The sequence below is a fragment of the Agrobacterium sp. El2ro-1b genome, from assembly GCF_048298475.1.
In the GTDB taxonomy this organism is placed as follows: Bacteria; Pseudomonadota; Alphaproteobacteria; order Rhizobiales; family Rhizobiaceae; genus Agrobacterium; species Agrobacterium fabrum.
The window spans coordinates 1,143,591-1,155,846 of the sequence record NZ_CP103459.1; the positions used below are offsets into that span (position 1 = coordinate 1,143,591).

Annotated in this window: 11 protein-coding genes; 8 read left to right on the forward strand and 3 right to left on the reverse strand. The window is 59.9% G+C overall.

Going from position 1 to position 12,256, the window contains the following annotated elements; translation table 11 throughout:
* Window positions 1-2: 2 nt before the first annotated feature.
* Genes NYR50_RS19475 through NYR50_RS19485 form a run of 3 tightly spaced genes read right to left on the reverse strand, consistent with a single transcriptional unit; the run spans window position 3 to window position 2,852 of the window.
* Entirely contained in the window at window positions 3-812 is an 810-nt protein-coding gene (locus NYR50_RS19475; RefSeq protein ID WP_418137936.1) for a putative hydro-lyase, read from the reverse strand.
* 11 nt (window positions 813-823) lie between these two features.
* On the reverse strand, window positions 824-1,591 hold the full coding sequence (locus tag NYR50_RS19480; protein ID WP_418137937.1) for a LamB/YcsF family protein: 768 nt from the start codon (window positions 1,589-1,591) through the stop codon (window positions 824-826).
* A 19-nt stretch (window positions 1,592-1,610) separates the two neighbouring features.
* Complete coding sequence (locus NYR50_RS19485; RefSeq protein WP_174010708.1) at window positions 1,611-2,852, reverse strand: NRAMP family divalent metal transporter; 1,242 nt, start codon at window positions 2,850-2,852, stop codon at window positions 1,611-1,613.
* A gap of 266 nt (window positions 2,853-3,118) precedes the next feature.
* On the opposite strand from NYR50_RS19485, the gene NYR50_RS19490 reads away from it, so the two are divergent.
* From NYR50_RS19490 to nirD, 8 genes are all read left to right on the forward strand, one after another.
* Window positions 3,119-3,784 carry a GntR family transcriptional regulator gene (locus tag NYR50_RS19490; protein ID WP_306018942.1) on the forward strand — a complete coding sequence of 222 codons (666 nt, stop codon included), beginning with the start codon at window positions 3,119-3,121 and terminating at the stop codon, window positions 3,782-3,784.
* 100 nt (window positions 3,785-3,884) lie between these two features.
* On the forward strand, window positions 3,885-4,472 hold the full coding sequence (locus tag NYR50_RS19495) for an ANTAR domain-containing response regulator (protein ID WP_174010772.1): 588 nt from the start codon (window positions 3,885-3,887) through the stop codon (window positions 4,470-4,472).
* A gap of 35 nt (window positions 4,473-4,507) precedes the next feature.
* On the forward strand, window positions 4,508-5,803 hold the full coding sequence (locus tag NYR50_RS19500; protein ID WP_418137938.1) for a CmpA/NrtA family ABC transporter substrate-binding protein: 1,296 nt from the start codon (window positions 4,508-4,510) through the stop codon (window positions 5,801-5,803).
* A 379-nt stretch (window positions 5,804-6,182) separates the two neighbouring features.
* Window positions 6,183-7,475: a CmpA/NrtA family ABC transporter substrate-binding protein gene (locus NYR50_RS19505; protein WP_418137939.1), complete on the forward strand. Its 1,293-nt coding sequence runs from the start codon at window positions 6,183-6,185 to the stop codon at window positions 7,473-7,475.
* Window positions 7,476-7,588: 113 nt separating this feature from the next.
* Window positions 7,589-8,482 carry a nitrate ABC transporter permease gene (ntrB, locus tag NYR50_RS19510; RefSeq protein WP_092772167.1) on the forward strand — a complete coding sequence of 298 codons (894 nt, stop codon included), beginning with the start codon at window positions 7,589-7,591 and terminating at the stop codon, window positions 8,480-8,482.
* A gap of 13 nt (window positions 8,483-8,495) precedes the next feature.
* Complete coding sequence (locus NYR50_RS19515; protein ID WP_418137940.1) at window positions 8,496-9,293, forward strand: ABC transporter ATP-binding protein; 798 nt, start codon at window positions 8,496-8,498, stop codon at window positions 9,291-9,293.
* Window positions 9,294-9,298: 5 nt separating this feature from the next.
* Window positions 9,299-11,746, forward strand: coding sequence for a nitrite reductase large subunit NirB (nirB, locus tag NYR50_RS19520; protein ID WP_418137941.1), 2,448 nt, complete (start codon window positions 9,299-9,301; stop codon window positions 11,744-11,746).
* Between the two features lie 5 nt (window positions 11,747-11,751).
* Window positions 11,752-12,087 carry a nitrite reductase small subunit NirD gene (nirD, locus tag NYR50_RS19525; protein WP_003519747.1) on the forward strand — a complete coding sequence of 112 codons (336 nt, stop codon included), beginning with the start codon at window positions 11,752-11,754 and terminating at the stop codon, window positions 12,085-12,087.
* Window positions 12,088-12,256: the final 169 nt, after the last annotated feature.

Here is a 12,256-nt window from a genome sequence, read left to right on the forward strand (position 1 = left end):
CCTCACGCGTGATAGGCGGAATCGGGAATATCGGTGATGAACATGTGGCCCGGCGCATGGGTGATGGCAAAGGGTACGCCGGATGCCATCACGGCCGCCTGTGGAGTGACGCCGCAGGCCCAGAAGACAGGAACTTCACCCGGCTCGATCCGCACCGCATCGCCGAAATCAGGCTTGGAAAGATCGGCAATGCCGATCTCTTCGGGATCCCCCACATGCACGGGCGCACCGTGCACCGCCGGAAAACGCCCGGAAATCGTCGCTGCATCGGCGACGCGTGAAGCCGGGATCGGCCGCATGGAAACGACCATATTGCCCTTCAGCCGTCCGGCCGGGCGGCAGGGCCGGTTGGTGAGGTACATCGGAACGTTGCTCTTGTCGGTCATGTGGCGGATTTCGATGCCCGCCTCCACCATCGGCGTCTCGAAGGTGAAGCTGCAACCGATGAGGAAAGCGACGAGATCATCACGCTCCGCCCACGCAGACGTCGCATCCGCGGTTTCCTCGGAAAGCTTGCCGTCCCGCCAGATGCGGTAAAGCGGCAGATCGGTTCTGAGATCGGCACCGGGCGCCAGAAGCGTGGTGGGCGAGCCGGGATCGGAGACATCAAGCACCGGGCAGGGTTTTGGATTGCGTTGCGCATAAAGCAGGAAATCGAAGGCCCAGTCACGCGGCAGCACGATCATGTTCGCCTGCGTGAAGCCGGGTGCAATTCCGGACGTGGGGGCGACAAGGCCATCGCGATAGGTCGCACGGGCCTTTCGTGCGGCCTCGGCATCGGTGTGGTTGAGATAGGATGTTGGTATCGTCATCGGCTACCCTTTCAGCGATCGGATGCGAAGGAGCGGATTGCGATACCGTCAGCTTCGAAACGGCGGCGGATTTCCTGGGCGATGGCGACCGCACCGGGGCTGTCGCCATGCACGCAGATGGATTGCGCCTCGATTTTTATGATGCTGCCATCGATCGCCTCCAGCGTGCCTTCGCGGGCAAGCTGCACCATGCGGTCGGCGATTTTTGCTGCATCATGCAGCACGGCACCGGCTTCGCGGCGGGAGACGAGCTGGCCTTCAGGCGTATAGGCGCGGTCGGCAAAGGCTTCGGCAACGACGGCAAGACCGGCCTTGCGGGCAAGATCGAGAATGGGCGCGTTGGCAAGGCCCATCAGCACCAGTGAAGGATCGATGGCCTTGATGCCGTCGATGACGGCCTGCCCCTGTTTCGCGTCATTGGCGATGCGATTATAAAGCGCGCCATGTGGCTTGACGTAACGCACCGTGGTGCCGGCAGCAGCGGCAACGCCTTTCAGCGCGCCGATCTGGTAAATGACATCGGCGATCAGTTCTTCCGAGGTGACGTCCAGATCGCGACGGCCGAAGCCGACGCGATCAGGATAGGAAACATGGGCGCCGACGACCACGCCTTTTTCGGCAGCGGCCTTGACGGTGCGGTAGATGCCGGCCGGGTCGCCTGCGTGAAATCCGCAGGCAATGTTGGCGCTGGAAACGATGGCGAGCATCGCCTCATCATCTCCCATGCGCCACGCGCCGTAACTTTCGCCAAGATCACTGTTGAGATCGATAGCGGCCATGTTTGCCTCCCTTTGGTGTTTACAGGCCGAGCAGGCCGAAGATGGTACCGGCGGACTTGTAGCCCATGTACCATGTCAGTGCGCAGGTCAGAACGCCAAGCCCGAGCAGAATGCGCGAGTAGCGATGGCCCCCCATCAGGTCTTCGCGTTTCCACGCGGCAAACAGGAAAATGCTGAGGCCGATGGGCAGGATAAGACCGTTCAGGCCGCCGACGAAGACCAGCATTGCCGCGGGCGGGGTGGTGATCAACAGGTAGCAGACGAGCGAGACGGCGATGAAGATGACAGTCGCCATATTGCGGGCCCGCTCGCTCATGTCCTGCTTGAAGACGGGCAGGAACGAGACGGAGGTATAGGCCGCGCCGATGACGCTGGTGATGGCCGCAGCCCAGAAGATGATGCCGAAGAGGCGGAAGCCGAGATCGCCCGCAGCCGACCGGAAAGCCTGTGCGGCCGGATTAGCGGCCTGGCCCGATGTATCGATGACGACGCCGCTGGCGACGACACCGAGAATGGCGAGGAACAGCACGTAACGCATGATGCCGGTGACGGCGATGCCGGTCAGCGCGGCGCGGTTGACGGCTGGCAGGTTTTCAATGCCGACCATTCCACGGTCCAGCAGGCGGTGCGCACCGGAATAGGTGATGTAGCCGCCAACGGTGCCGCCGACGATGGTGGTGATGGTCGCGAAATTGATCGTATCGGGCAAGAAGGTCTGGCGGAAGGCATCACCCACCGGCGGGGCCGAAACGAATGCCACATAGAGCGTCAGCACGATCATCAGGATGCCGGCGAAGATGATGAACCGGTCGACTGCCAGCCCTGCGCGCTTGGAAACGAAGATGGCGATGGAGAATATCGCGCTGATGGCGCCGCCTATTTTCGGGTCCAGCCCGAAAATGGCGTTCAGGCCAAGCCCGGTGCCGCCGATATTGCCGATGTTGAAGAACAGGCCGCCGATGATGACGAGAATGGCCAGGAAATAACCGGCGCCGGGAATGGCGGCATTGGCGATATCGGATGCGCGCATACGCGTCAGCGTCACAATGCGCCAGATATTCAGCTGCACGACGAAGTCGATGAGGATGGAGGCGAGAATGCCGAAGGCAAAGGCTGCGCCAAGCTGGGTGGTGAATGTCGCCGTCTGAGTTATGAAGCCGGGACCGATGGCGGATGTCGCCATCAGGAAGATCGCTCCCAGAAGAGATGCGCGTTTTGACATTTTGAGATCGGCAGTCGGGGTGAGCTTTTTCTGCTCCATGGATTTTCTCCGCTCCACTCGCTATCCGCCCCTCGCGGATGCTTTATGCGAAGAAGTTTGTCCTGTTCCGTGAAATTGTCAATATTGTTCAACAATAAATAATAATCGTTCTCTTATTTTGTTCATTTGTTGGACGTTATGCGCATGAATTCATCACGTTTTTTTCGTGCTTTGCTAATGCTTTGTGCTATGGGCAGAACATGCCGTGTCCGAACATGCCTGTCACGGAATTCCCGATGCTGCATTGCTCTTCAGAAAGGAGCGCCATGACGGAAACGATAGAGGGTCTGCCGCTTGCGGATAGATTGGCCAAGGGTATCCGCACCCTGCTGATATCAGGTGAGCTGGCGCCGGGGCAGCGCCTTTCCGAGGCAGCCTTCAGCGAGCGTTTCGACGTCTCCCGCAACTCTCTGCGCGAAGCCTTCCGGCTTCTGACCAAGGATGGGTTGCTGCGCCATGAAGCCAATCGTGGCGTGTTCGTCGCCGTGCCCACCATGTCTTCGGTCATCGATATCTATCGCGTGCGGCGCATGGTGGAATGTGGTGCGCTGCGTCAGGCCTGGCACAAGCACCCCGCCATCAAGGCGATGCGCGCAGCCGTCGAGGATGCAAAGATCAGGCGTGAAGAGGCCGACTGGCTGGGCGTGGGAAGCGCTAACATGAAATTTCATGCAGCGGTTGTCGATCTTCAGGACAGCGCCCGGATCAGCGATTTTTATGAGCGTATCGCCGCGGAACTCAGGCTTTGTTTCGGGCTCTTGAAAGATCCTGAACAGCTTCATTCGCCCTTCGTGGACATGAACAGCAAGATTCTATCGCTGATGGAAGAAGGCAAGGCAGCCGAGGCTGGCAGCGAGATGGAAATCTATCTCAATCTCTCGGAGCGGACGGTTTTGAAGGCGCTCGAACGCGCCGTCGAACACGCATCCTGATAGGGCTGGCGGCAGGGGATACAACGTCCCTTGTTGCTCCATCCATTTTTGCATCGGTAGCCGATTGCCAAGTTTGCTGCGCTGCGTCATCAATGCTCACATGACGCTTCGTGACCTCACCATTCTTGTCATAGACGAAAACGCCATCCGCGCCTCCATCATCGAGGAGGGGCTGCGCGAGGCCGGCTATCAGCGCGTCACCGTCATCCACGAAGTGATCGGGGTGGCGCGCACTATCGAGACGCTGCAGCCCGACGTTATCTTCATCGACCTTGAAAATCCCAACCGTGACATGATGGAGCATCTGTTCCAGCTCACCCGTACGGTCGGACGCCCCATCGCCATGTTTGTCGATCGCTCCGATACGGCCTCCATCGAGGCGGCCGTCGAGGCAGGCGTTTCCGCCTATGTCGTCGACGGGCTGAAGAAAGAGCGGGTGAAACCCATTCTCGATATGGCGGTCAGCCGCTTCAACGCTTTCAGCCGTCTGCAGCGGGAACTTGCCGATGCCAAATCGGCGCTGGAGGAGCGCAAGGTCATCGAGCGGGCCAAGGGCATTCTGATGAAGATGCGCGGTCTTTCCGAAGAGGAGGCCTTTGCGCTTCTGCGGCAGACGGCGATGAACGAGAAAAAGAAGATTTCCGAGATCGCGCAAAGCGTGGTCACCGCGGCGGGTCTGTTGATGTAACGACACCGCCGGCCGGACAGTGTGGAGTGTAAGATATGGCGGCACCGGAAAAAACCGCAGGATCGAAGGGCGAAGCAACGCAAATGCGCGACGCACCCGCACTGGTGGGCAGCGACCGGCAGAAGATTCTGCGTGCGGGCTTCATTCCGCTTGTCGATGCATCCGTGCTGATTGCCGCTGCCGAATTTGGTTTTGCCGAACGCGAAGGGCTGGTGCTCGATCTCGTCAAGGATGTGTCCTGGGCCAATGTGCGCGACCGGCTGGCCTTCCGGCAATTCGATATCGCCCATATGCTGTCGCCGATGCCGGTTGCCTCCATGCTCGGACTGGGTTCCAATCCGTCACCGACGATCACACCCTTTTCGCTCGGGCGCGGCGGCAATGCGATTACGCTTTCGACCCGGCTTTTTGCGCGGATGAAGGCATTGACAGGGCTTTCGGAGACGGCGGGTGCACTCGAAAATGCCAGGGCCCTGAAGCTTGTGCTTGACGATATGCGGGCGCGCGGCGAAGCGCCGCCGACGCTCGGTATGACCTATCCGTTTTCCTCGCATAATTACGAGTTCCGCTATTGGCTCGCCGCCGGTGGCATTCACCCTGAACATGACGTCAAACTGGTGGTGGTGCCGCCGCCCATGACCTCGGATGCCCTGGCCGCAGGCGCCATCGATGGCTTCTGCGTCGGTGCGCCATGGAACATCGTCGCTGCCGAGCGTGGTGTCGGCCGGATCGTCGCCGCCAAGCAGGATTTATGGCCTTCTGCCCCCGAAAAAGTCATCGGCATGCGGCCCGAATGGGCGGAAAGCCAGCAGGAAACGGTGGGAAGACTGCTGACGGCACTCGATGCCGCGGCAAGCTGGTGTGATCTCGCGGATAATCACGACGCGCTGAGTGGCGCACTGGCGGATCCACGTTATATCGGCGCGCCGCAAAGCATCATCCGCCGCGTGCTTGCGGGAGAATTCAGCATCGACAGCCAGGGCAACCGCCGGGTCATCGACAAATATTTCACCTTCCATGGCGACCACGCCAATTATCCGCGCCAGAGCCAGGCCTTGTGGATTTACAGCCAGATGATCCGCTGGGGGCAGGCGGAATTGTCTGAGACCGGCGTGAACGCCGCTCTCTCCGCCTATCGGCCGGATATTTATCGGGCGGCCTTAGGCGACGGGAAAGCGCCTGGTGATGCCGATATCCGCATCGAGGGGCGGGACGAGGGAGACCGTTTCGTGGATGGCGTCGTGTTCGACCCTGCCGATATCGCCGGTTATGTGAACAGCTTTGCCGTGCGCACATCTGTACCCATTTCCGCTCCTTCGGGTGAGGCATGATTGGCTTTCCGCCTTTCAGACTGCGCAAAATTCAAGCGCGAATTTTTCCGCTCTGCACAAAAGAAAGACGAAGAAACGGCTGATTAAAATTTAATCGGGCGCTTTATTTTTGTGAATTAGTTTTTATTTTCAATAGTTTATATTTGTTTTTGTTAACTGGCACGTCTCTTGCCTCCTATTTTTTGCACCGGTCAACGGCGATCGGGGCAAGCAGGGCGCGGCATAGGCGCTTTCAGAGACATAGACGTCGCAAGGTTTTGCTGCCCGGAACACCTCCTGTTCCGAAGGCGCAAACACCGAGCGGCGTTTTTTTATTTTCAGGTTTTTTCGCAAGCGAAGACGTCATCCAAAGCGGTGGCTCAATAAGGGGAACATGCGAATGAAGAAGATATTTTTCGGCACCGTCAGCCGCCGCACGATACTGAAGACGACAGCCACCGCAGCTCTCGTCACTGCCGTTCGCACCGCGTTTCCGTCAGGCGCTTTCGCGGCCACCGCAGAGCCGGAAGTGAAGGGTGCAAAACTCGGTTTCATCGCGCTCACCGACGCCGCGCCGCTCATCATTGCGGCCGAGAAGGGACTTTTCGCCAAGCACGGCATGCCTGAGGTCGAGGTTCTGAAACAGGCCTCATGGGGGGCGACACGCGACAATCTCGTGCTCGGCGGCGCCTCGAACGGCATCGATGGCGCGCATATCCTGACACCGATGCCCTATCTCATGCATACGGGCAAGGTGACGCAGAACAACGTGCCGGTGCCGATGACGATCCTCGCGCGCCTCAATCTCGACAGCCAGGGCATTTCCGTCGCCAAGGAATATGCAGAGACCGGCGTCCAGCTCGATGCTTCCAAGCTGAAGGCGGCTTTCGAGAAAAAGAAGGCCGAAGGCAAGGAAATCAAGGCCGCCATGACCTTCCCCGGCGGCACGCATGATCTCTGGATCCGCTACTGGTTGGCTGCTGGTGGCATCGATCCGGACAAGGACGTCTCCACCATCGTCGTTCCGCCGCCGCAAATGGTCGCAAACATGAAGGTCGGCAATATGGACGTCTTCTGCGTAGGCGAGCCGTGGAACGAGCAACTCGTCAATCAGGGCATCGGTTTTACCGCCTGTACCACCGGCGAACTCTGGAAGGGCCATCCGGAAAAGGCGCTCGGCATGCGCGCCGACTGGGTGGAAAAGAACCCCAACGCCACCAAGGCTTTGCTGATGGCCGTGATGGAAGCGCAGCAATGGTGCGACGAGATGGCGAACAAGGAGGAGATGTCCACCATTCTCGGTAAACGCCAGTGGTTCAACGTGCCGCCGAAGGATGTTCTCGGTCGCCTCAAGGGCAATATCAATTACGGCAACGGCCGGGTGCTGGAAAACACCGGCCTGCAGATGAAGTTCTGGCAGGACCACGCCTCCTATCCCTTCCACAGCCATGACAGCTGGTTCATCACCGAAAACATCCGCTGGGGCAAATTTGCGCCCGATACCGACGTGAAGGCGCTGGTTGCGAAGGTCAACCGCGAGGATATCTGGCGCGAAGCGGCCAAAGATCTCGGCGTTGCCGATCTTCCTGCCTCCACCTCGCGCGGCAAGGAAACCTTCTTCGACGGCAAGGTCTTCGACCCTGAAAACCCGTCCGCCTATCTCGAAAGCCTTTCCATCAAGGCGGCCTCCTGAGGAGGAGACCGGGTATCGCCCCTCATCCGCCAGTTGCCGCCGTCCACCGGCTGAGACTGAAGACCGGATGAGGGGTGAGCCCAGACCGCAACCGACATCAAGAGGAAATGCCCATGTCCGCATTGGCCCGAAAATTCAACGAAGAGCCGCAGCAGCAGGCGGTGCAGAAGGCAAACGTCGTGGCACTTTCGCCCAAACATCTGCCGCGGATCGATCTGCGCAAATGGGGTGCTGCGGTGGCCCGCAACACCATACCGCCGCTTGTCGTCCTTGCCGTCCTGCTCGGCGTCTGGCAGCTGCTCTGTTCCGCCCCCGGCTCATCGCTGCCGCCGCCGAGCCAGGTTTTTGAGGAAAGCTACGATCTCATCGTATCACCGTTTTTCCATAATGGTTCCCAGGATATCGGCCTTGGCCTGCGTGTGCTGGTCTCGCTCGAACGGGTGGCTTACGGTTTCGGTCTTGCCGCCATCGCGGGCATCATCCTTGGTGCTGTGATCGGCCAGTCGGTCTGGGCGATGCGCGGTCTCGACCCTATCTTTCAGGTGCTGCGCACTGTGCCGCCGCTTGCCTGGCTGCCGCTGTCGCTCGCCGCCTTTCAGGACAGCAACCCGTCGGCCATTTTCGTGATCTTCATCACCTCCATCTGGCCGGTCATCATCAACACGGCGGTCGGCGTGCGCAACATCCCGCAGGATTATCGCAATGTCGCGAAGGTGCTGCGGCTGAACCAGCTCGAATTCTTCTTCAAGATCATGCTGCCATCGGCAGCGCCCTATATCTTCACCGGCCTGCGTATCGGCATCGGCCTCTCCTGGCTCGCCATTGTGGCCGCGGAAATGCTGACTGGCGGCGTCGGCATCGGCTTCTTCATCTGGGATGCGTGGAATTCCTCGCGCCTGCCCGACATCATCGTAGCGCTCGCTTACATCGGCGTTGTCGGCTTCATGCTCGACAAGCTGGTAGCGGCGCTCGGCAAGGTCATCACCCGCGGCGCTGCGGCCAACTAAAAGGGCGACCATCATGAACGCTTATCTGAAGCTCGATCATATCGACAAATATTTCGACAAGGGCGGTTCGCGCGCCGAGGTGCTGAAAGGCATCAACCTGACCATCGAGAAAGGCGAATTCGTCTCCGTCATCGGCCATTCCGGCTGTGGCAAGTCCACCATGCTCAACCTCATCGCCGGGCTGACGAAGGTTTCGGCCGGTGCCGTTCTGCTCGAAAACCGTGAGGTTAACGAGCCGGGTCCGGAGCGCGCCGTCGTGTTCCAGAACCACAGTCTGCTGCCGTGGCTTTCGGTTTACGAAAACGTCAATCTTGCCGTCGCCAAAGTCTTCCGCAACACCAAGACGCGGACTGAGCGGCACGACTGGGTCATGCGCAATCTCGACCTCGTGCAGATGGCCCACGCCAAGGACAAGAAACCGTCCGAAATTTCCGGCGGCATGAAGCAGCGTGTCGGCATTGCCCGCGCGCTCGCCATGGAACCGAAGATTTTGCTGCTGGACGAGCCTTTCGGGGCGCTGGACGCCCTGACCCGCGCCCACCTTCAGGATGCGGTGATGGAAATCCACGCCCGGCTTGGCAATACCATGGTGATGATCACCCATGATGTGGACGAGGCGGTGCTGCTTTCCGACCGCATCGTGATGATGACCAACGGTCCCGCCGCCCACATTGGCGAAGTGCTTGACGTGCCGCTGCCGCGCCCGCGCAACCGCATCGAGCTTGCATCCGACAAGATCTACCTTAAATGCCGCGAGGCCGTGCTGAAGTTCCTTTACGAACGTCACCGCTTCGTCGAAGCCGCGGAGTAATCACCATGACGCAAAAACTCGTCATCATCGGTAATGGCATGGCGCCGGGGCGCATGCTGGAAAACCTGTTCGAAACCGCACCCGGCCTCTACGACGTCACCATTTTCAACGCCGAACCGCGCGTCAATTACGACCGCATCATGCTCTCGCCGGTGCTCTCGGGCGAAAAGAGCTATGAAGACATCGTTATCCATAATGACGAATGGTACGCGGCCAATAATGTGACGCTGCACAAGGGCGCAAAGGTCACCGGCATCGATCGTGACAGGAAGACCGTCACCAGCGAAAACGGCATCACGGCTTCCTACGACAGACTGGTGATCGCCACCGGCTCTCTTCCCTTCATCATCCCCGTTCCCGGCCATCAACTGCCGGGCGTGCTCGCCTATCGCGATCTCGACGATGTGACGAAGATGCTGGAGATCGCCAAAGGCAAGGGCCGCGCCATCGTTATCGGTGCCGGGCTTCTCGGGCTGGAAGCCGCCTATGGCCTGAAACGGCAGGGCATGGATGTCACCGTCATCCATCTGATGCCGACAATCATGGAGCGCCAGCTCGATCCGGCGGCCGCCTATCTTCTGGAAAAGGCGCTGAACGAGCGCGGCATCGACATCATCACCAAGGCCAATACCAAGTGCATTCTTGGTGAGGAGAAGGTAGAGGGCATCGAGCTGGAGGACGGCCGGATCATCAAGGGTGATATGGTGGTGATGGCGGTCGGCATTCGCCCCGCCTCCGGCCTCGCAAAGGAGGCAGGCATCGCCGTCAATCGCGGTATCGTCGTGGATGACGGCATGATGACCTCGGACGCCTCGATCTACGCTCTCGGCGAATGCGCTGAACATCGCGGCATGTGCTACGGGCTGGTTGCGCCGCTTTATGAATCGGCGCGGGTGCTGGCCGACCGGCTTTGCGGCGGTTCTGCCGAATATCACGGCTCCGTCACCAACACGAAACTGAAGGTCACCGGCATCAATCTGTTTTCCGCCGGTGATTTCGCGGAGGGCGACGACCGCGAGGAAATCGTGCTGCGCGACGCCACCGCTGGCGTCTACAAGCGCCTGATCCTCAAGGAAAACCGCATCATCGGCGCGGTTCTTTACGGCGAGACGGCTGATGGCTCGTGGTTCTTCGACCTGATGAAGAAATCGACCGACATTTCCGCCATGCGCGAAACCCTTATCTTCGGCCAGGCCTATCAGGGAGGGTCCCCATTGGACCCTATGGCGGCCGTTGCAGCCTTGCCGGATGATGCGGAAATCTGCGGCTGCAACGGCGTTTGCAAGGGTAAGATCACCTCGGCCATCACCTCCAAGGGGCTGACCTCGCTGGATGATGTGCGCGCCCACACCAAGGCGTCCGCCTCCTGCGGCAATTGCACCGGCCTTGTCGAGCAGTTGATGACGCTGACGCTCGGTGATACCTACAACCCCGCCGCCGTGCAGCCCATGTGCAAATGCACCGATCTCGGCCACGACGATGTGCGTCGTCTCATCAAGGCCAAGGGCTTAAAGACCATTCCCGCCGTGATGCAGGAACTGGAATGGAAAACCTCCTGCGGCTGCGCCAAGTGCCGTCCGGCACTCAATTATTACCTCGTCTGCGATTTCCCGGACGAATATGCCGACGACTACCAGTCGCGTTACATCAATGAGCGCGTTCACGCCAATATCCAGAAGGACGGCACCTATTCGGTCGTTCCGCGCATGTGGGGCGGCGTCACGAACGCCGACGAGCTTCGCGCCATCGCCGATGTCGTCGACAAGTTCGAGATTCCCCTGGTGAAAGTCACCGGCGGCCAGCGCATCGACCTCCTCGGCATCGAGAAGGAAGACCTGCCAGCTGTCTGGGCTGATCTCGGCAAGGCCGGCTTCATCTCCGGTCAGGCTTATGCCAAGGGCTTGCGTACAGTGAAGACCTGCGTCGGCGAACAATGGTGCCGGTTCGGCACGCAGGATTCCACCGGGCTTGGCATCCGCATCGAAAAATTCATGTGGGGCTCGTGGACGCCGGCCAAGCTGAAGCTCGCGGTTTCCGGCTGTCCGCGCAACTGCGCCGAGGCCACCTGTAAGGATATTGGTGTCATCTGCGTCGATTCCGGTTTTGAGATCCACTTCGCCGGTGCCGCCGGTCTCGATATCAAGGGCACGGAAGTGCTGGGGCTCGTCCACACCGAGGATGAGGCGCTGGAGCATATCGTCGCGTTGACCCAGATGTACCGTGAGCAGGCGCGGTATCTTGAGCGCATCTACAAATGGGCCAAGCGCATCGGTTACGACGAGGTTCGCCGCCAGATCATGGGCGATACTGACAAGCGCAGGGCCTATTTCGAGCGCTTCGTCTTCAGCCAGAAATTCGCGCAGGTCGATCCCTGGTCGGAACGTGTGTCCGGCCACGACAAGCACGAGTTCAGGCCCATGGCGGCAATCGGTTTCAGCGAGGCAGCGGAATGAGAACGATGGACAGCAACTGGATCGATATTGGCGATATTTCCGACATCCCGCTGCGCGGTGCGCGCTGCGTAAAAACGCCGATGGGCAAGATTGCGGTGTTCCGCACGGCAGAAAATCAGGTCTTCGCGATTGAGGATCATTGCCCGCACAAGGGCGGGCCGCTCTCCCAGGGCATCGTGCATGGGGCGTCGGTGACGTGTCCGCTGCACAATTGGGTCATCTCGCTGGAAACCGGCAAGGCGCTGGGGGCGGATGAGGGGGAGGTGCGGACGATTCCCGTGCGTAATCTGGATGGGCGGCTGTCCATTGCGCTTGAAACTCTGATGATTGCGGCGGAGTGAATGGCGATGGCGGCGAAGATACCCCCCTCTGCCCTGCCGGACATCTCCCCCTCAAGGGGGGAGATCAATTGCGGCACGGACTTCGTTTCACAGTTTAGGTCGCCGACCGTAGAGATGAAGCGGAAAGCCCGCCGCTTGTCGATCTCCCCCCTTGAGGGGGAGATGTCCG

Excerpts from the sequence above, each read along its gene's own strand:
- NYR50_RS19500 (WP_418137938.1), top strand. The coding sequence starts at position 4,508 with ATGGCGGCACCGGAAAAAACCGCAGGATCGAAGGGCGAAGCAACGCAA.
- NYR50_RS19480 (WP_418137937.1), bottom strand. The coding sequence starts at position 1,591 with ATGGCCGCTATCGATCTCAACAGTGATCTTGGCGAAAGTTACGGCGCG.
- NYR50_RS19495 (WP_174010772.1), top strand. The coding sequence starts at position 3,885 with ATGACGCTTCGTGACCTCACCATTCTTGTCATAGACGAAAACGCCATC.
- NYR50_RS19505 (WP_418137939.1), top strand. The coding sequence starts at position 6,183 with ATGAAGAAGATATTTTTCGGCACCGTCAGCCGCCGCACGATACTGAAG.
- ntrB (WP_092772167.1), top strand. The coding sequence starts at position 7,589 with ATGTCCGCATTGGCCCGAAAATTCAACGAAGAGCCGCAGCAGCAGGCG.
- NYR50_RS19515 (WP_418137940.1), top strand. The coding sequence starts at position 8,496 with ATGAACGCTTATCTGAAGCTCGATCATATCGACAAATATTTCGACAAG.
- NYR50_RS19490 (WP_306018942.1), top strand. The coding sequence starts at position 3,119 with ATGACGGAAACGATAGAGGGTCTGCCGCTTGCGGATAGATTGGCCAAG.
- nirD (WP_003519747.1), top strand. The coding sequence starts at position 11,752 with ATGGACAGCAACTGGATCGATATTGGCGATATTTCCGACATCCCGCTG.
- nirB (WP_418137941.1), top strand. The coding sequence starts at position 9,299 with ATGACGCAAAAACTCGTCATCATCGGTAATGGCATGGCGCCGGGGCGC.
- NYR50_RS19475 (WP_418137936.1), bottom strand. The coding sequence starts at position 812 with ATGACGATACCAACATCCTATCTCAACCACACCGATGCCGAGGCCGCA.
- NYR50_RS19485 (WP_174010708.1), bottom strand. The coding sequence starts at position 2,852 with ATGGAGCAGAAAAAGCTCACCCCGACTGCCGATCTCAAAATGTCAAAA.